Origin of the sequence: Neobacillus sp. GCM10023253, assembly GCF_042653105.1 — a bacterium.
In the GTDB taxonomy this organism is placed as follows: Bacteria; Bacillota; Bacilli; order Bacillales; family Cytobacillaceae; genus Neobacillus; species Neobacillus citreus.
Genome location: NZ_JBHSHV010000003.1, coordinates 572,123 through 596,970, shown reverse-complemented (window position 1 = coordinate 596,970; position 24,848 = coordinate 572,123). Strand labels below are relative to the sequence as shown.

Below are 24,848 nucleotides of genomic sequence, written 5' to 3'. Positions count from 1 at the left end.
TCTAAAAAGCTTTTCGCCCGTTACCATTACTTTATTAACAGAGATGTCCTAACATTCGAATTTTCGGATAAATATCTTAATATTCCTCGCTAATTTTTGGATTCCAGGATGTCTTGCAAATTTCAAGGCTCTTAATATTCTTAAATCAAAAAAACGGCGGGAGAAATCCATCTCCTGCCAAGCTATCATTCTAAATATTTATTTGCTGTTTTCGTAAATATTGTAAAAAAGAGCCTATTAAACAAAACCCCTTCTTCAATTCTTTATAAAATAAAAGTATTTATCATTCATTTATTCTTATTCTTTTGGTTTGATTTTTTGGAATTATTATTTTTGTTATTGCTATTTTTAGATGTTGCATTGTTCTGCTTTTTGTTGTTGTTTGATTTTTTTGCCAACAATATCACCCTTTCGAAAGATTTGACTGGAGCGTAATATAGAATATTCATGTCCAGAAAAAAATCTCAACAGGGGCCAAAAAAAGGCGGTCAGCAAGCCTTTTTTGGTCAGCCCTAATATGGTACTAATAGACCGGTTCTGGGGCTTGCCTTACTAATTTAAATTAATCCTCCATATAAAGAAATAATTTGAGAATTACACTGACCCCTTCCCTTAATTCCCTCGATTATCAACCGAACCCTTGTCCCCCTTCATGAATATCATGTAATGAAGGAGAAGTAATTCATTGCGATATAGTTTGTGACGATGCAGGTAATTGCACTGTAATTTGCACACCTAACGACAACGGCTAATGTTTTGGTTTTTACGCTCTAAAGAAATTAATTTCAAAAACTGACTGATTGTAAACGAAGTATTTAAACAGCAACAATTAATATCCTATTAATCTATTAATTTTAAGGAGAGTGACTCTATGCAAATCACCATCGGCCATTTGAACCCTCCTGGTTCAGCTTACGATCAGGGGGCCAAGGTGTTCAAACAAATCTTAGAGGGAATGACAGATGGACAAATAAAAGTAAGAATAATTTCTGGCCTTAACCTAAGTGGCATTGAATTAATTCGTGCGGTGCAGACAGGAGAATACGATATCGGCATCACGTCTTCGAGCAGTTTAGGAAATCTTGTACCTATAGTGAATGCGTTCGATTTTCCTTATTTATTTCGAAGCCATGAACATGCTTACCGGGTATTGGATGGTGAAATCGGTGATTTTGTAAATGAAGAAATTGACCTCGTTGGGTTAAAAAATTTGGCCTGGTGGGAAAACGGATATCTCCATATTACGACGGCTGAGACACCCATTATTAAACCGGAGAATCTACGTGGGCTGAAAATCAGGACCATGGATAATCAAATACACCGCACACTATTTCGCGATTGGGGGGCTATCCCTGTTTCTGTCCCTTATCCTCAGCTTTATGAGGCTTTAAAGAATGGAACCGTGGATGGCCAGGAAAATTCTTTAGGAAACATTGTTCCCAATAGGTTCTACGAGGTTCAACGTGAATTAACGTTGACTGGACACATTTACAATCCTGCTTTATTTATAATGAACAAAGAAAAATATAACCACTTTTCTTTGGATATAAAGATAAAAATCTTGGATGCTGCAAGAATTGCTCGTGACTTTGAAAGGGACTTTTTAAGAAGAAATAATCCGATTTATTTGCAAATAGCCCATCAAAATGGAATGCATATTCTCACGGAGACAGATATTGATTTCCCGGCTTTTGTGCGTACTTCAAAAAAAGTTTATACTCAGCTGGGCGAACCATACAAATCAATTCTCAGAAAAATTCGGGCCTTGTAGGATTCTTGCAAGCCCTTTTTTAGTTTTATGTAACGCAGTTCTATTGACATGCGCTTGGGACTCTCACTTGATTTTAATCCAATTGGGCGGGACTGCTTTTGAAGTGTAGCGAACCGACCAGACCTGGCATCCCGAGTTTTCATAAGTCTGTAGAGTTACAGAATACATGTATAGCCGATTGATGCCTCGAAACATACTTATTATTAGTAACCCAGAAGCGCCAAGGATAGTCCTTAGCATCGCCAGAATTTTCAATGCCAATCCTTTTTCCAGCTGATATACTTTCCGGGCAGAACCCTTGGGCCACATATAAAGGGGGAATCGTTAGCGGACGGCCATAGTCCTCCATTGAAATTCCTAATGATTTTGTAAGTTTTCCGGGTCCGTTTGTCAGTTTGGACTGATCTTCAATGCCTCGCCTCTTTATCATAAGCCCGATGCCATAAATAGGTTCCAGTGCACGAATCAAAACTGCTTCAGGTTTTTCTTCACCTCCGCTGACTATATTGAAAAGGCAGTGTGTATGCATTAGATATGTATAGGCAAGGCCGGATCGTTGGAACATCACCTCTGTTCTTGGAGTACGTCTGTTGTTATAGCTATGCGCAGCCCTATCACCAGGACCCATGTAAGCTTCTGTTTCTACAATGTATCCTGCCGCAATACCTTCATTTGTTTCTTTTACTAGGATGCATCCGAGCAAAGCCTTTGCCAGTTCAAGAGAAGGCTGTTCATAAAATGTCTCGGGTAATGGGACGATCCCTTTATCAAATTCCTCCAATTTGTATGCCTCCTTAAAAGATTTTCCTTTTCCTTTCATTCCTTAAAATTATAGACTTAAAAAGCATTTCTTATTTGTATAATTATATGATTCAGTTTCAGGAAACCTTTTAATAACTAGTGTTTTTTTAGCATTTCAAAAAATTCGGCACCAGAAGCAGGCGCTTACGCGGAAAATGGAACGATCCTTATCTGATTCCCCAGCCTTAATTGGTACTATCAGAAACACTCTAATCATATTTTTATAAAAGGAACAATTAGAAAGGAGTGTATATTTGGGTGAAAAAAGTTAAGATTCGTTTACAGCCGATTGTAAGTAAAATCAATTTGCCCACTGTTTTGAAAACAGCTATGCTCCCGCGTGACTCAACAGAAAGCTTATTTATTGCAACACAGGTAGGAGAGATCTTTTACATAGGAAATGGTGCTATCAGTACTTTTTTAGATATTCGCTCAAGAATTATAAAACTAGGTGCTTCTAGAGGCGGCTATGATGAACGGGGTTTGCTGGGGCTAGCTTTTCATCCGCAATTTTATTATAACGGTCTGTTTTATCTCCACTATTCAGTAGCTGAAACACAAGGCCCAGGGGCTCTTTCTAAACATTTTAGTCCTAACCCATGTGATCCCGCAACCTTAAACCTAAAGTGGATCAATAGAGAAACTCAATATGATCATATTGATACAGTCGAAGAATGGATTGTACAATCAAATAGGCAACCTCAAAAACGACGGACATTACTTAACGTAAGAAGACCATTTTTCAATCATAATGGCGTCAATAGCTTAAACTTTTCACCTGAAACAGGAAAACTAGTTTTAACAACCGGAGATGGCGGAGCGGGCTATGATCCATTTAATTTAAGCCAGAATAATATGGAAATAGCCGGAAAAATCATAGAAATTGACATAGTTAAGAATACATTTATCGATAATCCACCTGTAGTCACACGTTTTGATGAACTTCCCGTATCTATTCAGGAAACACTTACGGTCATTGCGAAAGGGGTTCGCAATATACCTGGCATTCAATTTCAAAGGTTTTATAATCAATATATCAAATATGTTGGAAATGTCGGGCAGGACCTGGTAGAGTCGATTTTTACATTCGTTTATTATAAACCAATACCGGTTACTCAACTTGTTCAAACTGCTTTAAGAAACACCGAACCAGACCAAGAAGGATTTATTAACTTTGGCTGGCGAGGCTGGGAAGGTGCATTTCCTACTTCCATTATTACGAGCTGCTCTGGAAATCCGGACCTGGACGAGAAAACAATTGCTTATTACGATGAAGCAGTAAAAACTTCAGTAAGGCGTCTTCCACCTTTAACTAGTTATTATCATAAAGATCCCCGCCCCGATAAGTTTGGAGGGACTTCTTTGACGGGAGTCCAGCCCTATTTGGGAAATGCCATCCCCAATTTAACGGGAAGCGTCGTGTTTACCGACCTTGCCCGAAGGCCAGAATCTCAACCTCCGGTTAGAGGAGTTTTAGCTTATACTAGGGTAAGAATAGATGGTAAACTAAATGATTTTAGTGTTATTGAAACCGATTATAATTTTGGTCCTCAATCTGCCTACTACGTTAGTTTGGGAACGAATCTGGACCAAACCAGACTATATTTAGGGGTTAATGGCTCTATGAAAGTCACTGATTTTAACCAAGGTAGTGTTTTTGAAATCGTTACATGAAACAAAGAATAACCCAGCTGCTGCCGGGTTATTTTTTTGTTTAATCGTTGTCTATAATATAGATTTGGAAAAAATCTTCCATATTTAGTTCATAATGTTTTCTACCTAAATCCAAAAAGATATGATATACCAATATCATAGAAGTTCAAAAAATATACATAAACACGGGGGAATCAAACGACATGACGGTTCTACAAATTTTAAGTTTAATAGGAATCGATATTTTGTTATCGGGTGATAATGCAGTTGTTATCGCATTAGCTGCCAGCAAAGTACCACCTCAGTTGAGAAATCGTGCTATTTTCGGCGGGACATTAATGGCTATTGTGTTAAGGATTGTAGCAGCAACAGTGTTAATTCAATTTTTAGATTTACCGTTTGTGCAATTAGTGGGTGGTTTAATCTTGTTACGGATCAGTTACAATTTAATCGCACATAAAGAAGAAGATGACCCGAATATCAAACCATCAGATAAAGTTTGGGGTGCAATCAAAACGATTGCGATTGCCGATTTCGCCATGTCTATTGATAATGTGATCGCATTATCAAGCGTTGCGGAAGGAATTCTGCCGATCGCAATTGGCATTGCCATTTCTATCCCAATCATTATTTTTGGCAGCAAATTATTAACGAGCTTAATGGAGAGATATCCAATCATCGTTTATGCAGGTGCAGGATTATTAACCTATGCTGCGGGTAAAATGATGGTTGAAGATAAAGGATTAGAAAAGTTCCACATCTTAATTCCGGATTCTCTCCATTTAGTTGTGCCAATTGCGATGGCGATTATTTTGGTAGTAGCAGTGTTTTTAAAGAACAACTTGGCAAAAGAAGCAAAAGCCACTATATAATAATGAAAAGCACCGTTCAATTCGGTGCTTTTTCAATGCTTTGACTTGCCTAATATCATTCCATTTCATTATAATGGTAATATAGGAAAATATATAATTTCTTAAAAACCTTTTATTCAATGCCATTATCACTGCAATAATTCTTCTAAGAGCTCTTTTACATTCTCATTTACAATTATTATTTTCATTCTCCTCTACTTTTTTTTGAACAGCTAATATAATAGTCCGGGTGCCCTGGATCAGGATTTTAGTATTTCTCAAATATTTAATTTTTCCTCTTTATCATGAATTTCACAAATCAAACTTAGACTTTACTTACATTACCTATGAAACTTCATTATTTAGTACACCTTTTCATAATTACGAGAAGTTTCTTGTTGCCGTAATATATTTTTCCTTATTTGCTAGATTTATATCATTAAAATTAATTCTAAATTTTCTTTAAATTTTATTCATTATTTGCTTTCAATTTGTCTCATGGTTTATTATAATGATTACATAATAATTATTATAATTCTAGTTTAAAACTAGATATATAATTATAATACTTCTAAACTTATACAAAAGGAGAGATTAATAACATGGATGCTAAAAACAATGGAACTGGCCAAGGATGCCCTTTTCACGGCGGTGCTACAAGTGTCAAATCAAGTGGTACGTCAACTCGAGACTGGTGGCCAAATGCGTTAAATTTGAATATTCTCCATCAGCATGACAGAAAATCTAACCCAATGGGTGAAGAATTTGATTATGTAGAAGAATTTAATAAATTAGACTACGCTACTCTTAAGCAGGATCTTCAGACTCTAATGACAGACAGCCAAGATTGGTGGCCTGCTGACTATGGACATTATGGTCCATTCTTTATCCGTATGGCTTGGCACTCTGCAGGTTCTTATCGTACTGGTGACGGCCGTGGCGGCGGCGGAACTGGCAACCAGCGTTTCGCTCCACTTAACAGCTGGCCTGATAACGGTAACCTTGATAAAGCACGTCGCCTGCTATGGCCTATTAAGCAGAAGTATGGGAACAAGATCTCTTGGGGCGACTTAATGATTTTGGCAGGTAATGTAGCGATTGAATCAATGGGCGGTAAGACATTTGGTTTTGGAGGCGGCCGCGCAGACATTTGGCATCCAGAAGAAGATATCTATTGGGGAAATGAAAAGGAATGGCTAGGTGATAATCGTTACACAGGCGAACGTGATCTTGAGAATCCACTTGCTGCTGTTCAAATGGGACTTATCTATGTTAACCCAGAAGGTCCAAACGGCAAACCAGATCCGCTTGCATCGGCTCACGACATCCGTGAAACCTTTGCCCGTATGGGAATGAACGACGAAGAAACAGTAGCACTAATTGCTGGCGGACATACTTTTGGTAAGGCACATGGTGCAGGCGATGCTTCACATGTTGGTCCAGAACCAGAAGCTGCTCCTATTGAAGCACAAGGTTTAGGCTGGTTAAGTACATACGGCAGCGGTAAAGGCCGTGACACCATCACCAGCGGTCTTGAAGGTTCTTGGACTGCTAACCCAACACAGTGGGATAATGGTTACTTTGATCTATTATTTGGATATACATGGTGGCTTACAAAGAGTCCTGCAGGTGCCTATCAGTGGCTTGCTGTAGATCCTGCCGAGGAACACCTTGCTCCAGATGCAGAGGATTCATCAAAGCGTGTACCGACAGTGATGTTCACTTCAGATATGGCATTGCGTTATGATCCAATCTATGAAAAAATTTCTCGTCGTTTCCATGAGAATCCAGCAGAGTTTGCAGATGCATTTGCCCGTGCTTGGTTCAAACTAACACACCGTGACATGGGTCCTGCTTCAAGATATCTTGGCCCGGAAGTTCCAGAAGAAGAACTAATCTGGCAAGATCCTGTACCTGTTGGCAATTATGATTTAACAGATGCTGATATAGCTGAGATTAAAGCAAAAATCTTAGACTCAGGTCTTACAATCAGCAAGCTGGTAACAACTGCTTGGGCTTCTGCTAGTACCTACCGTGGATCAGACCATCGCGGCGGTGCTAATGGTGCACGCATCCGTCTTGCTCCACAGAAGGATTGGGAAGTGAATCAGCCGGAACAACTAGCACAAGTGCTACAAGTACTTGAAGGCATTCAAAAAGAGTTAGATAAGCCAGTCAGCTTGGCCGATTTGATTGTATTAGGCGGTAGTGCCGCAATCGAAAAAGCTGCACAAGATGCAGGCTTTGATGTAACAGTTCCTTTTGCTCCGGGACGCGGTGATGCCACACAAGAGCAAACAGATGTAGAAAGCTTTGCGGTACTAGAGCCGATTTCTGATGGTTTCCGCAACTATCAGAAGGGACATTTTACTGTAAGTCCAGAAGAGCTTCTAGTAGACAAGGCACAACTACTAAACCTTACTGCACCAGAAATGACTGTCCTTATTGGCGGCTTACGTGTTCTTGGTACTAACTATGGCGGGACAAACCACGGTGTATTCACTGATCGTGTAGGCCAACTCACGAATGACTTCTTTGTTAACTTGCTTGATATGGGAGTGCAGTGGAAGCCTGTAGGAGCCAACGTCTATGAAGGACGTGACCGTCAAACAGGTGAAGTAGTCCGTACAGCAACTAGAGTGGACCTAGTGTTTGGTTCCAACTCCGTTCTACGTGCTATTGCTGAAGTTTATGCTCAAGATGATAACAAGGCAAAGTTTGTGAATGACTTTGTCGCAGCCTGGGTCAAGGTCATGAATGCAGACCGCTACGATCTTAAGTCGGCTGAGCTTAAGAAAGGTCAATTAGCAGCGAAGTAAGTATAATAAAGAAACCGCCGTCAAACTGATGGCGGTTTTTGTGTGGAAAGAAAACAACAATACTAGACTAACGCAACCTTACAAGAAATTTCGGAATGCAGGCACTAAGATTTTACTGTGGCTGCGCTGCCTCGTATGATTAGTTTGGTGTGGATTGTTACTTTTTTGCATATTTCGCGTTTGGTTGCGATTCTTTCTAATAGGAGGTCGACGGCGGTTTCCCCCATTATTTCGGTGTATAGTTTTACTGTTGTTAGCGGCGGAACCATGTATTGCGCGGATGATACATCATTAAAACCAACGATGCTGAGATCATTAGGAATTTTGACTCCTAATTCATACGCTGCTTTATAACAGCCGACTGCAATTGAATCGTTTGCGACAAACACGGCAGTTGGTCTAACGTCCCCGCTTAACAATTCCTTTAATATCAAGTATCCATCCTTTGGATTGTAGCCGCCGATTTTGACGAAATCCTCTTTAAAAATACCCTTTTCCTTTAAATAGGACTCAAAAACATCCTGTCGCAAATCTTTGAACCGGTTCCCGTACATATCGGTTTCAACCCCACCAATAAATCCGATGTTTTGATGACCCAATTCAATTAAATAATTGAGTGCATTTTTCGTAGCGGAATTGAAATCAATGACGACAGAATCAAAATAATTCTCATCAGGGTTCGCATCGACAAACACGGACAGCCTATCTAAACTCTTAATTAACTCAATATCTGCCTTCTTAAACGTTCCAAGGCAGATGATGCCGTCTAGTTTCGAAACGCTTTTCTTTGTATCCTCTTTGCTAATTTTATATAACTCCATCCCCATATTCTCAAGCTTCTTTTCCAAAGCCACACGAATGGACAAATAGTATGTGTCAATCAATTCCTCTTCAAGCGAATAGGAGTAGTAAAGGCCGATGAGTCCCTTCTTTTTTGTTTTCTTCTTTTTCGGGGTAATGACGTAATTTAATTCCTCAGCCGCCTCAAAAATCCGCTTTCTCGTCTCCGGTGAAACATTCAATGTTTCATCATAATTTAACACTCTGGATACTGTCGCCATTGAAACCTGTGCTAAATCAGCTATATCTTTAATCGTTGCCATTGTGCATACCCACTTAACTTTTATTTATATACTTCTATTATTTCAAGCAATATACATCTGTTTTTGAAATAATATCCCTATCTATGCGGCTTCCTCAATGGTTTCTTTTTTGAAAAAGTTGAGCTTCGTTTCAGAAATGATAATGGCACAAAGAATCAGGACTGCCCCAATAATCATTTTCATAGTGATAACCTCACTTAACAGGATGATAGAGAATACCATACCCCATAAAGCTTCGGTTGATAAAATGATGGCCGCATTTGTTTCTGTCGTATATTTTTGCGCAAATGTCTGCATCAAAAACGCAATCGTAGTGGAGAAAACGCCCAAATACAACACATTGGAAACCCCTTCGACATTCATCGAAAAGCTTGTTTCTCCCTTGAAAAAGACGACAATAAATGCTAAAATCGTTGCGGTTGCCATCTGAATAATGGTTAATAGAACGGGATCCTCATCCTTTACAAACTTTGCTGTGTAGAAAATATGGAAAGCAAATCCAACCGCACACAACAAAGTAAGAAGGTCCCCGATATTTAATTCAGCCGTAAGCTTGAGAGAAATAACGCCAACCCCCGTAATCGCCAGGATTGCCCCAAAAAGCTCAAACTTATCCATTTTTCTCTTATAAATAAAAAAGGCAATAAATGGAACAATCACCACATTTACCGCAGTAAGAAAAGCATTTTTTGATGGTGTTGTATATTGCAATCCCACTGTTTGCAGGGCAAATGCCAAGTATAAAAAGATTCCAATAATGGAGCCTTTTATAATTGTAATCTTTTTAATCCTTTTTAATTTCTTAAAAAATACAAGACTTAATAAAAGTACACCTATCAAAAACCGAATAGCTAAAATCTGGTACGGTGTATAATGCTCCAGTGAAACCGCACTTGCCACAAATCCGCTTCCCCAAATAATCGCTACAATGGTAAGACTAATTTCCCCAATGTATTTACGCATTTAATCAACCTCTAATTTTTTCTCTACCAGTTCGAGAAAGACACTGGAAGTCCACGTAAAGGAGGTATCGACGAGTCCCTTCCCAGAGATCGGGTCAAAATTCTCTGCCATACCGCCTACTAACGTAAGATTTAAAAACTTGTCTCTGATTCTCTTTCCAATCTCACTGTAGCCAAAATTTAGTAAAGAATCAACTAAAAGATAAGTAACTGGCGCCCAAATCGGTCCAAGCCAATAGCCATTTTCTTTATAATACGGGCTTGATAGCATTTCGGTTGCGAAACCATATTGAGTTTCAAAGTTTCCCACAAGATCTGCAACAAGCTGATCCATCACCGCTTTATCCAAACGATAGCCAATTATAACAGGCAATCGTAATATCAAACTTGATCGGATTTCTATCTTTTCCGCATCTTTACCAACCCGTCCAAAGAAACCATTTTCGTCATGCAGCCGCTCCATCAGTAACCCAAATAGAGAATCTGCCTTTTTAGTAAATTGTTTGGCTTCTGAATCTTCTCCAAGCATCCCCGCAAAGCGAGATAAACTATCATATGATCTGATTAAAAAGCTTGCTAAATCTGGTGCTTCAACCGGCATTCCTTGATGGAACAAAGACGCATTATCCCAGCCAGAATCATTTCCATGCTTGTAATGAGCAATCCTATCTTCATAGGTTCTGTATAAATCATAATACTGCACAACTTTTTTTGAAGAGTCATAAATCTCCCGCAGTCGATTTTCATCTTTAAAATAGTCATTCTTATCCATCAGCTTTTCATAAACATACATAAAAATCGGCGGTTTAATGCAGTTATAAGATACAAATTTATCATTGACAAAATCAGGATATGTCCCTGATTCGTCCTGGGCATCAATAAAGATTTTTAACTGCGAGTAAGCCATCTCCGGATACTTTGCACCTAAGTGCAGAGCATTAAAACAGTTATCCCATGACCAAATATTGTACATCCAAAGCTTTGACATATACATTGCATAATCTTTAAGGATACCATGAGGGTGGACCATACTTGACCAAGTAATATAGGTAGCCCGATCAATCGAAGATTGGTAAACCTCATTACTCTTCGTAATGTTCGCTTTCCATTCTCGATATAGCGTTTCGACCTTTTCCTTGCCTGCTTCAAAGCTTGCGTATTGCTTTTGTTTATAAACGGTACGATAGCTTTCAATAACAAAATGGCCATTTTTCATACGAATGTCGATAAAATCATTTCCGATCACATTCCATGGCGCCTCAACCGAGAATTCTCCTGACAACTTGCTGATCATAAGCTTTAATTCCTTCGGATAGATGTGATATTCATACATCCCATCCTCATATTCATGTAAAGTATCGTACTTCACTTTACTAGCCTGCAAACGGACCTCAACTCCGCTTGTTTGAATATGAAGTTCATCCTCCTCTGGAATAATAATTTCCGCATACTTCTCTTCATTTCCTGTTAATTGGAAGCGTATAGCCGTTTCCGTTGCGAGAATATCCAACCCTTTTTCAACGTCGTCATGTAAAATATCCAGTTTAAACAGCTTTGACGGGGCGTCATCTCCACCGTGTACGTCTCGTATATAAATTTCCTCAGAATCCTTTTCCTGTGATACACAAAAATACGAACCAAATCTGGAAAAAGGAATTTCTCTAATATCAAGTTTCATGGATTTCTTTCTCCTTTTATATCATAAGCAGGGTTTCCCCTGCTCACTGTTAACGTGCCGTAAAGAATTTGCTTTCTTCCACCATGTTGCCCTTACCGATCTTTCTCATTTCAAATTGAAGGTGGAAATCCTCGACTCCAACCCGATATAGAGGAAGCTGTTCTTCGCCGCAGCTATTGCTTCCAACCCCACTTTGCTTATAATCAATCGTTAACACATTGTAAGATGACTTTTTGATATTGCCTCGATGCTTCGCTTCTTCCAGAGCACTTGTTTCATAATCATGGATGGTGAAATCATATTCCCCTTTAAAATTGAATAAGTACATGTCTTCACCCTTTGCTACTGCCAAGAAAGAAGTATCACAGCGTGAGCCATTTTCCTGTGGATACACATAATCAGTATGCATTTCTTCAACTGTCTTACTGTATAACCCTATCTGTTGACTGCGTTTTGTGTCTTGGTACGATTCAGAATCGCCTCGTCCATACCAAGTTACATGGTTATAATCCTGGTTAAGATTTATTGTGACTCCGATTCGCGGCAGCATTTCGGGAATTTCCTTCCCTCTTAGTACTTTTCTGCCTTTAAGGTCTATGTTTAGGGCACCATTTTTCGTGATGCGGTAGTTATAAGTCAGGTGGAAACCCCACGCTTGGTTTACGGTTGATAAATATTTGGTGATTTCAATATCTATATAATCTTCAGCCATTTCGTAATTAACTGTTCCCATCTGTTCTTTTGTATTCTTCAGGAAGTACTTGTTAATCCAGTCATCCTTTTTATACATATCGTTATCGATGATTGCTCTCCAAAGTGTTACCTCAGGGCCTTTATGGATCATTTTTTCCCCTTCTACTGTGAACGATTTCAGCGTACCAAATACCTTTGAAAAAACAGCCTTGATCTTATTGGATTCTATTGTAAGCCAAGCCGCTTCGTCCTCAATACTAAAATCAGAACCGTTAGAGACGGCTGCTTTTACTGTTTTCTTAACTTTAGTAGAAGAAAGCAAAAAGCTTTCCTTCGTAATCTCATGACCTTTTTCTGCATAGAGGGTATTTTCGGATTCCTGATAGCTTAGATAGATCCGAGCATCGTCATACTGAGCCGCTTTCGCTAAATCGACCGGTAAAACAAGCTCCACTTCTTCCTGTGCATCGATGCTTGGTAATTTGATTATTTTTTCTTCAATGAGAGTATCGAAAGATTTTACCGTAATGAGAAGATCGATTCCACACAGATTCCTAAAATCGTACAGGTTCTTCACGCGAATCTTGCCTTCTTGTAAATTGGCTTCCTCTGTTACAATCGGCTCAATCACCTTTTTATACTCAAGGAGTCCAGGTGATGGTGTTTTGTCAGGGAACACAAGCCCATCAATACAGAAGTTTCCGTTTGTCGGGAAGTCTCCGAAGTCGCCACCGTAAAGATAGATGGTTTCGCCATTTTCATTGGTGGTTTCAATACCGTGATCACACCATTCCCAAATGAAGCCGCCTTGTAATCTCGGATACTTTCGCATGACCTGTTGATATTCGGTTAAGCCGCCAGGGCCATTCCCCATTGCGTGGCCATATTCACATAGAATATGAGGCTTCTTGCCTTCAGCATCCCTTCCGATTTCTTCGAGCGGCTTCAATCGAGTGTACATCGTTGTGTATACGTCGCTGTAGGCTGCAACTCTGTCACCCTCGTAATGTACCAATCTAGTTGAATCAATGGTCTTGATCGCATTGTACATAGCAGTGAAGTTCCGTCCTGCACCTGATTCATTTCCCAGTGACCACATGATAACACTTGGGTGGTTGCGGTCTCTTTTCACCATGCGGACGGCGCGGTCAACATATTGTTTTTCCCATAGCTCATTATCGGAAATCCAATTGTAGTTGCCTGTATTTTCAAAGCCGTGGCACTCCAGATCGGCCTCATCAATCACATATAAACCGTACTCGTCACACAAATCATAGAACACATCATTATTGGGATAGTGGGCAGTCCGAACAGCATTAATATTGTGTTGCTTCATCAATTTGACATCCTTGAGCATATCCTCATAGCTTACCGTTCGTCCAGTCTTTGGATTGGCATCATGTCTGTTCACACCGTTAAAGAAAATGCGCTTTCCGTTGACGCGAATTTCGTTCTCAATGATTTCAATGGAACGAAAACCAATTCTGAGCGGTACAATCTCTGTTTCACCGGTTGGCAATTCATATTCGAACTCAAGTGTGTAAAGATTAGGCTCCTCGGCATTCCATAAAAGAGGATTTTCTACTAATCTGCTAAATTCAAAGATACCCTCAACTACATTAATCTCAAATTCATCCACTTTTTCATTTCTATATCGAAGAGTCCCTCTAAGATTTTTTACGCAATTGGTAAAAAATGCTCCGCAAATTTTCATTGTGAAATTTTTATAGTTTTCACCAGGCAATGTTTCTACAAACACATCCTGCAGCGTATCCTTATTGATCGTAAATAACTCAACGCTTCTAAAAATTCCGGAGAGCCACCACATATCCTGATCCTCTAAATAGGTCCCGTCAGAAAATTGATAGACTCTAACTGTTATGCGATTGCTTCCTTTTTTCACAAAATTCGTAATATCAAATTCAGAAGGCAATCTTGAAGCCTTACTGAAACCAGCATGCTGTCCATTTACATATAAATCAAACGCGGAATCCACACCATTAAATTTTATAATAAGCACTTCTTCATCTGAAAGTTCGTCGATCACGAGCTCTCGAAAATAGATCCCAGTTGGGTTTTCCTGCGGTACAAATGGGGGGTTGATCGCGAAAGGGTATAACACATCGGTATAATGCATGTGGCCATAGCCCTTCATTTGCCAACTGGACGGTACCTCAATATCTTCCAATTTCTCAATCGCAAACTCCTCTGTCTCGAAGCCCTTTGGTGAAAGCTCCGGTGCCTCTACATATAGAAACTTCCAAACTCCATCGAGCAATCGATATCCGATACTTTTTTCTCGATTAAAGGTAGTTGCATTCTCTCTATTATAATATCGATAAAAATTCGTGTGTGCGGGGAGTCTATTGATCCCAGTCAGATGGATATTTTCCCATCTTTTCATTTCACGTTGCATAATCTCTTCCTCCGTATGAATCTTAGTTGAAATCCGGGCATTTTTTACCTTTACGAAAACTACTTGATTGAACCACTAATTCCTTCCACAATGTACTTCTGTGCAAACAAGAAGACTAATACTGGCGGAACAATCATGATTAATGTAATAGACATAATCGGTAAAATTTGCAGATTATGAATTCCCTTAAACGCTGCAAGTCCCAGTGCCAACGTATATTTTGATTGGTCCTGAAGATAAATTAATGGACCAAGGTAGTCATTCCAAACCAATAAAATATTTAATACCGCGATTAAGATAAGTGGCGCCTTCATAATCGGGAGGAATATTTTAAAGAAGATTTGAAATTCATTTGCTCCATCAATTCTCGCTGCATTTTCAAGATCCTTGGGAATATTCATAAGGAACTGTCTTAGTAAAAAGATATAATAAGCAGACCCAAAAAACGCTGGGATAATTAAGGGCTTTAAGGTGTTAATCCAACCGAACATTTTAAATTCCATGTATAAAGGAATCATCGTAACATCCCATGGAATCATCATCGTTGCTAGCAATAAAATGAATAGGATATTTTTATATTTAAAATCATATCTTGCAAACCCATAAGCGACCAAGGAACATGAAATCAATTGTCCTAAAGTAGTCATCACAGTAACAATTACCGAGTTTATAAAATAAGTTCCAAAAGGCTGGCTTTTCCAGGCATCAATAAAGTTGCCCCACTGAAGAACATCTGGAAAAATCTTTGGCGGAAAGCTGAAAACTTCGGCTTCCGTTTTTAAAGCAGAAAGGATGACCCACACAAACGGTAATAAGAAATAAAGTGAAAATAACCCGAGAAGGATGTATACGATTGTTTTATGCTTCTTTGACATCTTCATTTTTTCTTCTTCCCTTCTTTTTTCACTTCATTCTCATAAAACACCCATGTGGACGATGATTTAAAAATTAACATTGTTAAAAGTAAAATAATGATGAACATGAACCATGCGTTTGCACTTGCATATCCTAAATGATGGTGCTTAAATGCGTTATTAAATACATACAGACCGTAGAAATATGTTGATTTTAACGGACCGCCGCCAGTCAGCAGGAGAACCAATGTTAATTGCTGTAAGGCCGCAATAACAGATGTAATAACGTTAAAAAGAATCGTTGGCGTTATACATGGGATTGTGATGCTAATGAACTGACGAAGCGGGCTCGCACCATCAATCGCTGCCGCTTCATATATTTCTGCTGGAATCCCCTTAATATCTGTATAGAAAATCAGCATCATGGTACCTACGCCCCAGGCACTTGCAATTACGATTGTGAGGATGGCCCACTTTGGATCGACAAGCCATTTTGGCCCTTCAACCCCAATTAAGGATAAAATATAGTTTAAAATTCCGTATTGAGAGTTGAAAATCCATCCCCAAATAATAGAAATCGCTACACCGGAAACAACAGCGGGCAAATAGAAAATTGTACGGAATAGTTTAATTCCTTTTACAGGCTGCGTAATAAGAAGTGCAAGAATTAAGGCTATAACCAAATTTAACGGAACGAAAATAGCGGCAAATTTCAAGGTTATACCTAAGGATTTATAAAATTGCTGATCGTTTGTAAACATATTTTTATAGTTGTCGATTCCAATAAATGTCGGGTCACTTGTAATGGGCCAATCATAAAAGCTCATGATTAAAGAAAACGCCAATGGTCCCAAGGTAAACACCAAAAACCCAATAATCCACGGTGAAATAAATAAATAGGGCACTTTCCTACTTACCAGCTGATAGCTATTCGCCTTCTTCGATTTACTAAACATAAGATGACCCCTTAAAGTTCAGATTAAAATGGAGGAAAGCACCCAACATTTTCATGTGAAGTGCTTTACCTCATAACGTACTTATGTTTTACTCCACAACACTGCTTAATGCTTCTTTTGGATCCATCATTGTACTAGGGTTAAAGATTTCCTCGAATGCAAGATTTAGATTTTCAGATACCTGACTCCAATCATCAACGATGAAGGAAGAAGGCGTGTAACCGTCACTCTTTTCCAGCATTGAGTAGAACACACTTCTAATTTCATCTTGCTCAAGCTGTTCACTTTTTACCACAGATTTTAGAACTGGAAGCTCGAAATCAATTCTCGCTTTATTCGCTTCTTCGCTAGTCCAGAATTTAATAAACTCAAATGCTTCTTTTTTGTGTTTGGAATCTTTCGAAACAGAAATACCTGAAGAGCTTAAAATACTTACACTTTTTCCATCTTTAAACTTCGGTAATTCAACCACACCGTAGTCGATGCCCGCATCTTTTAATGGGTTAATTCCCCATGCGCCATAAACAAACATGGCCACTTTACCAGATTTCATTTCTGTATCCCCTGAACCTTCAGTTGTAATGGCGGTGCTATTCTTCGCCATGTTCTGGAACATTTTAAATACTTCAACTGATTTCTTTGAATCCAGGTTTCCTTTTAATTTTCCATCCTTATCAACATAGGAAGCATTGTTGCCCCATAAGTACATTTCAAAATCATATGGATCCGGCTTGCCTGAAAAAGCAAATCCCGTTTCTTTCGTATCTTTGTTTGTCAGCTTTTTAGCTGTTTCTTGCAGATCTTCCCAGGTCCAACCCGCTTTTGGATATTCAACTCCAGCCTTATCAAAAAGGGCTTTGTTATAGTAAACTACATGAGTTGTGTATCCAACTGGCAATCCAAGGACTTTTCCATCTGCTGAATTGTAGTTCCAAAGAGTTTCATAGAAATTATCTTTGTACTCTGCACCCTCTTTTTCAATATAAGAATCTAGAGGTTCCAATGCATCTTTATATTGCGGGTAATTCCACATATACATAACGTCTGGTGCATCCTTCGCACCCATACCAGCCGTGATTTTTGTATCATAATCACTTCCGTAAGCTTCTAAAACAACTTTTATATTTTTATGAGTTTCATTAAACTTATCAATCAAACCTTGCTGTAATTTAACATCGTCGCCAACATCCCATGTGGCAAATCGAATTTTGACTTTTCCGTCTGCAGTTTTATCGCCGTCGTTTTTGCTAGACGTTGAACTGCAGCCTGCTAAAAGCAATGCTGATACAATGAATAAAGATAAAATTGATTTTACTAGCTTCATAGTGGTCCTCCTTTTATTCTGACATTTTGATTATAATCTCAGTTTTACTAAATGTAAACGGTTTTATTATCATTTTTACTAAATATTTTTACCGGATGAATTTGATTTCGTCATTAATAAAGGAAGTATTTACAAGTTTTACTAGGGTTTAGGAATAGATAATTTAATAAAGCCTATTTAAGTAAAAAGGATTTTTCACACTGGGGATTTTTAGTAAAAACGAAGACGTGCGTGGAGTGGTTTGACCTTAAGAAAGCTCCTTTAACAGGTAGGTAAGCTTAAAAAAGTAACCGCCGTCACACCGACGGCGGTTATTTTTTCTGAAATACTCATTAGTAGGGCACGTTGAATCGAATACCCCTACTTAAAAATCCTTAAAGCTTTTCCTATCTATTTAATTGTTTCACTTTTATAGGCTTTGTCGCCTCCTTACTTACTTTGATGATTTCCCCGATAATACTGATGGCAATTTCTTGTGTTGTTTCCGAGCTAATATCCAATCCGATTGGAGAATGGACCTGCTCTAATAGTTCTTCGCTGACCCCTTCATTTTTTAGTTTTTGAAGTATGGTGATGGTTTTACGCTTGCTGGCGACCATGCCAACATAGGCAATCGGATATTTTAGTGCCGTATTTAATACAATATCATCACCATCTTTTGTTACTATTACCACATAAGACTTTTCATTTGGGCTTGATTGGCGCAAAGCCTCTCCAATATCCTCATGTACAAAGATGTTGGTTGCATTAGGAAAGCGTTCCTTTGTCGCATAACCAACCCGGTCATCCACAACGCTATATGGAATTTCAAGGAAGTCAGCGAGCGTTGCCAGCGCATGCGCCAGATGACCGGCACCAGCCAAAACGAGTTCTGGCCTGCTTTTATACACTTCAATAAACACCCGCAACGTACCGCCGCAGCTCATTTGAATCCCATCTTTTGCATGTCTGTTCAATTTGTATTCAACGATTTTCGATTGACCCTTTTCGAGCGCCTTTACACTCTCCTCGATGATATAGTGTTCGGCCAATCCCCCGCCGACAGTGCCTTCAATCGTCCCATCACGGTATACAATCATTTTTCCAACATGCCTGGGAGTCGAGCCCTTTGATTCAATTATTATAGCGAGTGCAAAGGTTTCGTTTTGACGGTTCAGCATGGCCACTTTTTCCATCAGTAGCATGAATAAAGCTCCCCCCTTTTTTGAAAGGCTCTTTTCTAAAATATTGTTGATAATGAGTATTCGCAAATAAAAATTGCAACATCGCAAATAAAAGGGTTGAATTCGCAAATAACACTCGTAAAAACGCAAATAAAAGTGCTGGATTTAATTCGGTTGATATTGCTTCAAACTAAGAAAATAACGCAATAGATTTAAAGCTACTTTTTTTCTATAGATAGCAGTGGAGCGCTGATCGTCGATTGGCCGAATAATCTTATCGAAGGCTGCGACAACCTCGGCGATGTCTGAATCTGCTAAAGGTATGGTTTTTCCAAGCAGCTTCTTCTCAATATCAAGAGAACGGACCATCGTTGGTCCGACCGCTCCAAATGCAAAGCGGACATCCTCGACTCGAGAATCTTTGACCCGGATAAGTCCTGCAAACCCTACTTTAGCAATGGCATCTGCGTTGCGGTTGCCGACCTTCTCAAACACAACATGTGAACCTTCATCGAGCACGGACGGCAAGATAATTTCAGCCAAAATTTCATTGTGTTGACGCCCAACCCTTCGCACCCCTTGTATAAAATCGCTAATCGCAACGACCCGATCACCATTAACGGACCGCAGCAAAAGCTTGGCATTGTACACATATAAAAGTGGCAGTGTGTCACCGGCCGGAGAAGCGTTACAAATATTTCCTCCCAACGTCCCTCTGTTTCGAATCGCCGGTGCTGCAATGGTTTTTATTGCGCTCTTTAAGGGAAGCGGGATTAACGGTTCCTCAAGTAATTCACTATAAGTACAGCAGGCACCGATATGGAGGTCCTTTTGATTTTGATACACACGTTTTAGTTCGGATAGTTGGTCAATAAAAACAACTGGGTTTGGAATTTTCGGGGGGACTCCCCTTCTACTTTTGTGAAGGACCATAACATCGGTGCCTCCGGCAATGATAGTACAGGTTTCTTTATTCAATTGGCTCAACGTTTGGTCTAAACGATCGAAGCGATATGCGGTTATTTTTTCTGCCATAAGCCGTCCCCTTTTTTCGCTGCTAGGTTGATCGCATCCACAATCATATTGTAGCCGGTGCACCGGCACAGATTTCCGGAAATCCCTTCCCTAATTTCAGCCTCTGAAGGATGAGGGTTTTTGGATAATAATGCGGCACTGGCCATGACCATCCCAGGAATGCAGTAACCGCATTGCACGCCTCCGGCACTGGAATAGCTCTCATCCAAAATCTTAAATTGTTCCGATTCCATGATCCCTTCTATCGTTACAATATCAGCTCCATCAATCGAACCAATTGGAATAAGGCAGCTGTTTTGCAGAAGATTATTGACAAACACACTGCAGGCCCCGCATTCTCCTTCACCGCAGCCTTCCTTTGTTCCGATTAACGCAAACTCATCTCTAATAAAATCTAGTAATCTTGCTGTGGGAGGAGCATCCGTTTCTACCAATCTTCCATTAAGCGTAAATTTTATCAACCTTGTTCACCTGCTCTCATTCATAGACTTTCGATTATGACTTCCGGTGTAATGGGAATTTGCTGAAAAGACGTTTGCAGTGCATCCTCGATCGCCGCTTGAACCGCTGGAGCGCCGCCGATTAACGTCAATTCTCCTGCACCCTTCGCCCCGTACGGACCATCTGCATAAGGATTATCAAAGACCTTACTTTCGATAGAAACCACGTCCATGGAAGTCGGCGGTCCATAATCCGAAATGCTTTTTTGTTGGATTCTTCCTTCCTTTGACGTCATCTTTTCTAAATACCCGTACGCTAACCCTTGAGCCAAGCCGCCGTCAATTTGGCCTTTCAAAATCCGGTTATCAATGGCTTTACCCACTTCATAACTGCCGTATACTTTTTCCAACTTTACATTCCCTGTTAACGTATCCACTTCCACTTCGACGATATTAACGCCCCAGGAATAAGCTGGGTAGGCATCCCCCGTAAAGGTCTTCTCATCCCACGGAATCATTTCACGGTGAACATAGTTCTCCACTACTTCCTGTTCCACTCCGGTTTGCCACTGTGCCTTCAGTTTTTTCGCAGCGCGTTCAAGCAATTTCCCGACAATCATGGTCGTCCGGGAGGCTACGGTTGGACCGGAGTCGGGCACCTCTTTCGTATCGGGGTCAGGGTACAAAACTCTGTCAAACGGGAGATCGAGTGCTTGGGCCACAATTTTACTCAGCGTTGTATAAATTCCTTGTCCCATATCAGAATTGGAGATCTTTAGTATAACGTTGTCATCCTTTGATTTAACCAGCTTGACTGTTGCTTTAATATGATCTCTTTCGCCGCTGCCTGTAAATCCGCAGCCGTGGAGGAACAGCGAAGTTCCGATGCCTTTTTTATAGCGCAGATTTTGTTGATTGAAACGCTGGAACTCCCCTTTTTTCTTTTTAAAATCTGACGCATTAAGCAAATCCTCAATCATGTCTTCCATTAAGATTGGGTCGCGGAATTGGCCTTTGGTAATGGTGGGGTCTCCTTGTTTGACGAGGTATTTTCGTTTATATTCAAGTGGTTCGATGTTTGCTAGTTTACTAAGATGGCCCATATGACTTTCGATTCCGGCAAAACTTTGCGGAGCTCCAAACCCTCTGAAGGCCCCATTTGGAACGGTATGGGTCTTTAAGACGTATCCTTTTGCATGAAAATGTGGAATTTTATAAACGCCTGCGCTGTTTAATAAGGCACGCTGCAGCACGACTGAGCTTAATCCAGCATTTGCTCCTCCATCAAGAAAGACATCCACACACATGCTCAAAATATTTCCTTCTTCATCAATAGCCGTTCGATATTTAAATTTGGCCGGATGCCTTTTCGTGGTTACCACCATATCTTCAGAGCGGTCGAACACGAGCATCACCGATTTCTTGACGGCATTTGCCGCAACCGCGACGTGACACGCCATCATTGAAGGAAATTCTTCTTTGCCGCCAAAACCTCCGCCAGTGGGGCTTTGAACCACTCTGACTTCATCATCCCCGCAGGCTAAAGCGCTTATTAACGCATTTTTTATATAATAAAGGCATTGCATCGAGCCTTGGACGACAATTTCATCTTCCTTATAGATGCCGAGCATTCCTTGCGGCTCTAGGTAGACATGCTCCTGATAACCCGTTGAATATTCTTCTTCAATGATTTTGTGGGCTCCCTGCTCGATCGTTCTAATCGCCTCTAAGCTTTCTCCAAATTCATAGCTTGCCATTGTAACCCCGGGTGCTGATTTTTGTTGGATGGCATCGTCCAATGTGTAAATTGCCTGATGTTCTTCAAATTCAATCTTCACTTCATTTAGCAAACGGTATAGGATATCCAGCTCTTTTCCAACGAGCATAAGAATCGGTTCCCCAATATAATTGACCCACTCATTGGCAAAAATGGGCTGATCTTCTTGGATGATTTTCACAACATTTGGACCAGGGATCTGCTCTGCCCCAACTGCTTCATACCCTTCAGGAAAGTTTGGCAATTGAATGGATTTGATTTTTCCATAAGCAATGGGCGAACGAACCAAAACGCCATAAACCATGTTTTCCACTTTCACGTCACTAATATAAGCCAACTGGCCCGACACTTTACCACTATGGTCCTTTTTGGGCACTGCGGTGCTTATGTCTTTGAGACTCATTAAATACAACAACACCCTTCGACTCATTATTTATTAATAGAAACCTCTTCCTACAATTTTATAAATAAGAAGGATATTTTATGATTCATTTTTGCCACCATTACGTTGTATAAGCCATTTTAGTTTTAAAATAATCTATGGCTTCTTGGTAATCCTCCGGCGTATCGACATCCATTAAAACACCCGGATCATTTACATTCAGATAATTCTTATCGTAATTGGCGAGGACCATCCGTAAATTGCTTGTTGGATCGGTTTCAAGAATTTTCCGTTTCACATCACTTGATAATTTAATAGGGTGACCACCTTTATAATTAAAGCTGGGAATAACTACATCCTCTTTGTGTTTTGCGATTAGCTGAACGGTCTCTTTTTTAACAAGCGGACAATCTCCCGGAGTTAGTAAGATGGTTTGGGCATTTACTTCAGAGCAGCCCTTTTGGATGGAACTAAACATTCCTTGGTTAAAGTTTTCATTATAAACAAACTTCATCTCGAATGAATAGGCATTTTTACTGCTGATTTTTGCTATTTCCGCTTGGATGATTTCAGCTTGAAACCCAGCTACAATGATTACTTTGCTGATTAATCCTTCAAATTTAGAAATCGTTTGCTCCAATACGGTCATATGCCCTAGTGGCAGAGTCATTTTATAGGCATTCGCCCGGCTGGAATATCCAGCTGCTAGGATGATAGCTTCTATATTGGTCACCTCCTAGAATAAAACGTAAAGGATCACAAAAATGAACAGTGATCCTTCGGATTTATTTATTCAAATACTTGCGTCTGCCGAATGATCCGATTTGAGATCTTCTAATATATCATTATTCTTTTGTTCTTCCCTTTTATTTAAAAATAGGTTAAGCACAATAGCGGTAAAACTTCCAATTACTATCCCGTTTTGGAAAAGCAAACGCAATCCCTCGGGCAATTTAGCAAATGCATCAGGGATAACTGCGGCTCCCAACCCAATTCCTACCGAAATCGCTATAATCAGCAGATTTTCATTTCTTTGGAAATCGACACGGGAAAGCATTTTAATACCAGAAGAAATTACCATACCAAACATCGCAATCATTGCTCCCCCAAGAACAGGATTTGGGATAATCATTGTAAGCGCTGCCACTTTTGGTACCAATCCTAATATCATCAGAATCACACCGGCTGCAATGACGACATTGCGTGTTTTTATTCTCGTAAGGGCGACCAACCCCACATTTTGGGAAAATGTCGTGTATGGAAAAGCGTTAAAGATTCCTCCAATAAAACTAGCCAAACCTTCTGCCCTCAATCCTTTTTTGATATCAGACGATTCCAGTTTCTTCTCGCAGACATCCCCCAATGCCAAAAATACACCTGTTGATTCAATCATGCTTACGATGGCGACGAGAATCATCGTTAAGATAGCAGTTATATGGAAAGTGGGAATCCCGAAGTAAAACGGCTGCACCATATGAAACCAGGAAGCCTGGCTAACTGATGATAAATTCACCATTCCCATCCCCATCGCAACCAGAGTACCTAAAATCATGGAAATTAGAACAGAAACAGCTCTCATGTAGCCTGAAAGGTAGCGGTTAATAACGATAATGAGGACTAGGGTCAATGCCGCCAGTAATAAATTTCTTAGGTTCCCAAAATCCGGTGCCCCTACTCCTCCTGCAACGTTGTTCATAGCCACAGGAATGAGTGAAATCCCAATAATTGTTACAACAGATCCTGTTACGACAGGCGGAAAATACCTCATTACTTTACTCATAAATTGAGCAAGTATCATGACAATGATCCCGGAGACGATGATGGCACCATAAATAGCGGTTATACCCTGAAGTTTCCCAATTGCAATCATCGGTCCAACTGCCGTAAAAGTACACCCTAATATAACTGGAAGCTTAATTCCAAAATACTTTCCTCCCACTACTTGAAGTAATGAGGCAATTCCGCAGGTAAACAGGTCGATAGAAATAAGGAAAGACAATTGCTCCGGGGTCATACCTACCGCAGGTCCAACAATAAGGGGAACGATAACGGCCCCAGCATACATGGCCAATACATGTTGAAGACCTAAAGTCCCAATTTTCCATGGAGTTAACTTTTCCATTATTTTGCCTCCCTTGGTAACGACTTTTTGAGCAGAAATAATTTTCAG

The 24,848-nt window shown here is 39.9% G+C and carries 18 protein-coding genes; 4 read left to right on the top strand and 14 right to left on the bottom strand.

The window, feature by feature from the left end:
* Positions 1-871 precede the first annotated feature (871 nt).
* A complete protein-coding gene (locus ACFPA1_RS03305; protein WP_378581256.1) occupies positions 872-1,771 on the top strand; it encodes a TRAP transporter substrate-binding protein in 900 nt (299 codons plus the stop codon).
* A gap of 139 nt (positions 1,772-1,910) precedes the next feature.
* Here ACFPA1_RS03305 and ACFPA1_RS03300 read toward each other — a convergent pair whose 3' ends face one another.
* Complete coding sequence (locus ACFPA1_RS03300) at positions 1,911-2,552, bottom strand: DNA-3-methyladenine glycosylase (RefSeq protein WP_378581254.1); 642 nt, start codon at positions 2,550-2,552, stop codon at positions 1,911-1,913.
* Positions 2,553-2,830: 278 nt separating this feature from the next.
* On the opposite strand from ACFPA1_RS03300, the gene ACFPA1_RS03295 reads away from it, so the two are divergent.
* From ACFPA1_RS03295 to katG, 3 genes are all read left to right on the top strand, one after another.
* Positions 2,831-4,246: a PQQ-dependent sugar dehydrogenase gene (locus ACFPA1_RS03295; protein WP_378581251.1), complete on the top strand. Its 1,416-nt coding sequence runs from the start codon at positions 2,831-2,833 to the stop codon at positions 4,244-4,246.
* 182 nt (positions 4,247-4,428) lie between these two features.
* Entirely contained in the window at positions 4,429-5,097 is a 669-nt protein-coding gene (locus tag ACFPA1_RS03290) for a YjbE family putative metal transport protein (protein ID WP_378581250.1), read from the top strand.
* Positions 5,098-5,678: 581 nt separating this feature from the next.
* Positions 5,679-7,895, top strand: a complete 2,217-nt coding sequence (gene katG / locus ACFPA1_RS03285) for a catalase/peroxidase HPI (protein WP_378581249.1) — start codon at positions 5,679-5,681, stop codon at positions 7,893-7,895.
* 104 nt (positions 7,896-7,999) lie between these two features.
* On the opposite strand, the gene ACFPA1_RS03280 is transcribed toward katG, so the two are convergent.
* The 13 genes from ACFPA1_RS03280 to ACFPA1_RS03220 form a co-directional block, all read right to left on the bottom strand.
* A complete protein-coding gene (locus ACFPA1_RS03280; RefSeq protein WP_378581248.1) occupies positions 8,000-8,998 on the bottom strand; it encodes a LacI family DNA-binding transcriptional regulator in 999 nt (332 codons plus the stop codon).
* 81 nt (positions 8,999-9,079) lie between these two features.
* Complete coding sequence (locus tag ACFPA1_RS03275; RefSeq protein WP_378581247.1) at positions 9,080-9,961, bottom strand: DMT family transporter; 882 nt, start codon at positions 9,959-9,961, stop codon at positions 9,080-9,082.
* The gene (locus tag ACFPA1_RS03270; RefSeq protein WP_378581246.1) at positions 9,962-11,638 is read right to left on the bottom strand and encodes an amylo-alpha-1,6-glucosidase; all 1,677 of its coding nucleotides are present in this window, start codon (positions 11,636-11,638) and stop codon (positions 9,962-9,964) included. It lies immediately after the preceding gene.
* 49 nt (positions 11,639-11,687) lie between these two features.
* Positions 11,688-14,747 (bottom strand): glycoside hydrolase family 2 TIM barrel-domain containing protein, encoded by a 3,060-nt coding sequence (locus ACFPA1_RS03265; RefSeq protein WP_378581245.1) that lies wholly within the window; start codon positions 14,745-14,747, stop codon positions 11,688-11,690.
* A 59-nt stretch (positions 14,748-14,806) separates the two neighbouring features.
* A complete protein-coding gene (locus ACFPA1_RS03260) occupies positions 14,807-15,628 on the bottom strand; it encodes a carbohydrate ABC transporter permease (RefSeq protein WP_213140620.1) in 822 nt (273 codons plus the stop codon).
* On the bottom strand, positions 15,625-16,557 hold the full coding sequence (locus ACFPA1_RS03255; protein ID WP_213140621.1) for a carbohydrate ABC transporter permease: 933 nt from the start codon (positions 16,555-16,557) through the stop codon (positions 15,625-15,627). Before ACFPA1_RS03255 ends, ACFPA1_RS03260 begins: the two co-directional genes overlap by 4 nt.
* Before the next feature lie 88 nt (positions 16,558-16,645).
* Positions 16,646-17,881 carry an ABC transporter substrate-binding protein gene (locus ACFPA1_RS03250; RefSeq protein WP_378581244.1) on the bottom strand — a complete coding sequence of 412 codons (1,236 nt, stop codon included), beginning with the start codon at positions 17,879-17,881 and terminating at the stop codon, positions 16,646-16,648.
* 386 nt (positions 17,882-18,267) lie between these two features.
* Positions 18,268-19,065, bottom strand: coding sequence for an XdhC family protein (locus ACFPA1_RS03245; RefSeq protein ID WP_378581242.1), 798 nt, complete (start codon positions 19,063-19,065; stop codon positions 18,268-18,270).
* A 144-nt stretch (positions 19,066-19,209) separates the two neighbouring features.
* The gene (locus tag ACFPA1_RS03240) at positions 19,210-20,079 is read right to left on the bottom strand and encodes an FAD binding domain-containing protein (protein ID WP_378581240.1); all 870 of its coding nucleotides are present in this window, start codon (positions 20,077-20,079) and stop codon (positions 19,210-19,212) included.
* Complete coding sequence (locus tag ACFPA1_RS03235; protein ID WP_378581238.1) at positions 20,064-20,540, bottom strand: (2Fe-2S)-binding protein; 477 nt, start codon at positions 20,538-20,540, stop codon at positions 20,064-20,066. Before ACFPA1_RS03235 ends, ACFPA1_RS03240 begins: the two co-directional genes overlap by 16 nt.
* A gap of 20 nt (positions 20,541-20,560) precedes the next feature.
* A complete protein-coding gene (locus tag ACFPA1_RS03230; protein WP_378581236.1) occupies positions 20,561-22,699 on the bottom strand; it encodes a xanthine dehydrogenase family protein molybdopterin-binding subunit in 2,139 nt (712 codons plus the stop codon).
* A 100-nt stretch (positions 22,700-22,799) separates the two neighbouring features.
* Complete coding sequence (locus ACFPA1_RS03225) at positions 22,800-23,411, bottom strand: nucleotidyltransferase family protein (protein ID WP_378581234.1); 612 nt, start codon at positions 23,409-23,411, stop codon at positions 22,800-22,802.
* A 60-nt stretch (positions 23,412-23,471) separates the two neighbouring features.
* Positions 23,472-24,800, bottom strand: coding sequence for a nucleobase:cation symporter-2 family protein (locus ACFPA1_RS03220; RefSeq protein ID WP_378581232.1), 1,329 nt, complete (start codon positions 24,798-24,800; stop codon positions 23,472-23,474).
* Positions 24,801-24,848: the final 48 nt, after the last annotated feature.

Excerpts from the sequence above, each read along its gene's own strand:
- ACFPA1_RS03305 (WP_378581256.1), top strand. The coding sequence starts at position 872 with ATGCAAATCACCATCGGCCATTTGAACCCTCCTGGTTCAGCTTACGAT.
- ACFPA1_RS03290 (WP_378581250.1), top strand. The coding sequence starts at position 4,429 with ATGACGGTTCTACAAATTTTAAGTTTAATAGGAATCGATATTTTGTTA.
- katG (WP_378581249.1), top strand. The coding sequence starts at position 5,679 with ATGGATGCTAAAAACAATGGAACTGGCCAAGGATGCCCTTTTCACGGC.
- ACFPA1_RS03280 (WP_378581248.1), bottom strand. The coding sequence starts at position 8,998 with ATGGCAACGATTAAAGATATAGCTGATTTAGCACAGGTTTCAATGGCG.
- ACFPA1_RS03275 (WP_378581247.1), bottom strand. The coding sequence starts at position 9,961 with ATGCGTAAATACATTGGGGAAATTAGTCTTACCATTGTAGCGATTATT.
- ACFPA1_RS03270 (WP_378581246.1), bottom strand. The coding sequence starts at position 11,638 with ATGAAACTTGATATTAGAGAAATTCCTTTTTCCAGATTTGGTTCGTAT.
- ACFPA1_RS03265 (WP_378581245.1), bottom strand. The coding sequence starts at position 14,747 with ATGCAACGTGAAATGAAAAGATGGGAAAATATCCATCTGACTGGGATC.
- ACFPA1_RS03260 (WP_213140620.1), bottom strand. The coding sequence starts at position 15,628 with ATGAAGATGTCAAAGAAGCATAAAACAATCGTATACATCCTTCTCGGG.
- ACFPA1_RS03255 (WP_213140621.1), bottom strand. The coding sequence starts at position 16,557 with ATGTTTAGTAAATCGAAGAAGGCGAATAGCTATCAGCTGGTAAGTAGG.
- ACFPA1_RS03250 (WP_378581244.1), bottom strand. The coding sequence starts at position 17,881 with ATGAAGCTAGTAAAATCAATTTTATCTTTATTCATTGTATCAGCATTG.
- ACFPA1_RS03245 (WP_378581242.1), bottom strand. The coding sequence starts at position 19,065 with ATGCTACTGATGGAAAAAGTGGCCATGCTGAACCGTCAAAACGAAACC.
- ACFPA1_RS03240 (WP_378581240.1), bottom strand. The coding sequence starts at position 20,079 with ATGGCAGAAAAAATAACCGCATATCGCTTCGATCGTTTAGACCAAACG.
- ACFPA1_RS03230 (WP_378581236.1), bottom strand. The coding sequence starts at position 22,699 with ATGAGTCTCAAAGACATAAGCACCGCAGTGCCCAAAAAGGACCATAGT.
- ACFPA1_RS03220 (WP_378581232.1), bottom strand. The coding sequence starts at position 24,800 with ATGGAAAAGTTAACTCCATGGAAAATTGGGACTTTAGGTCTTCAACAT.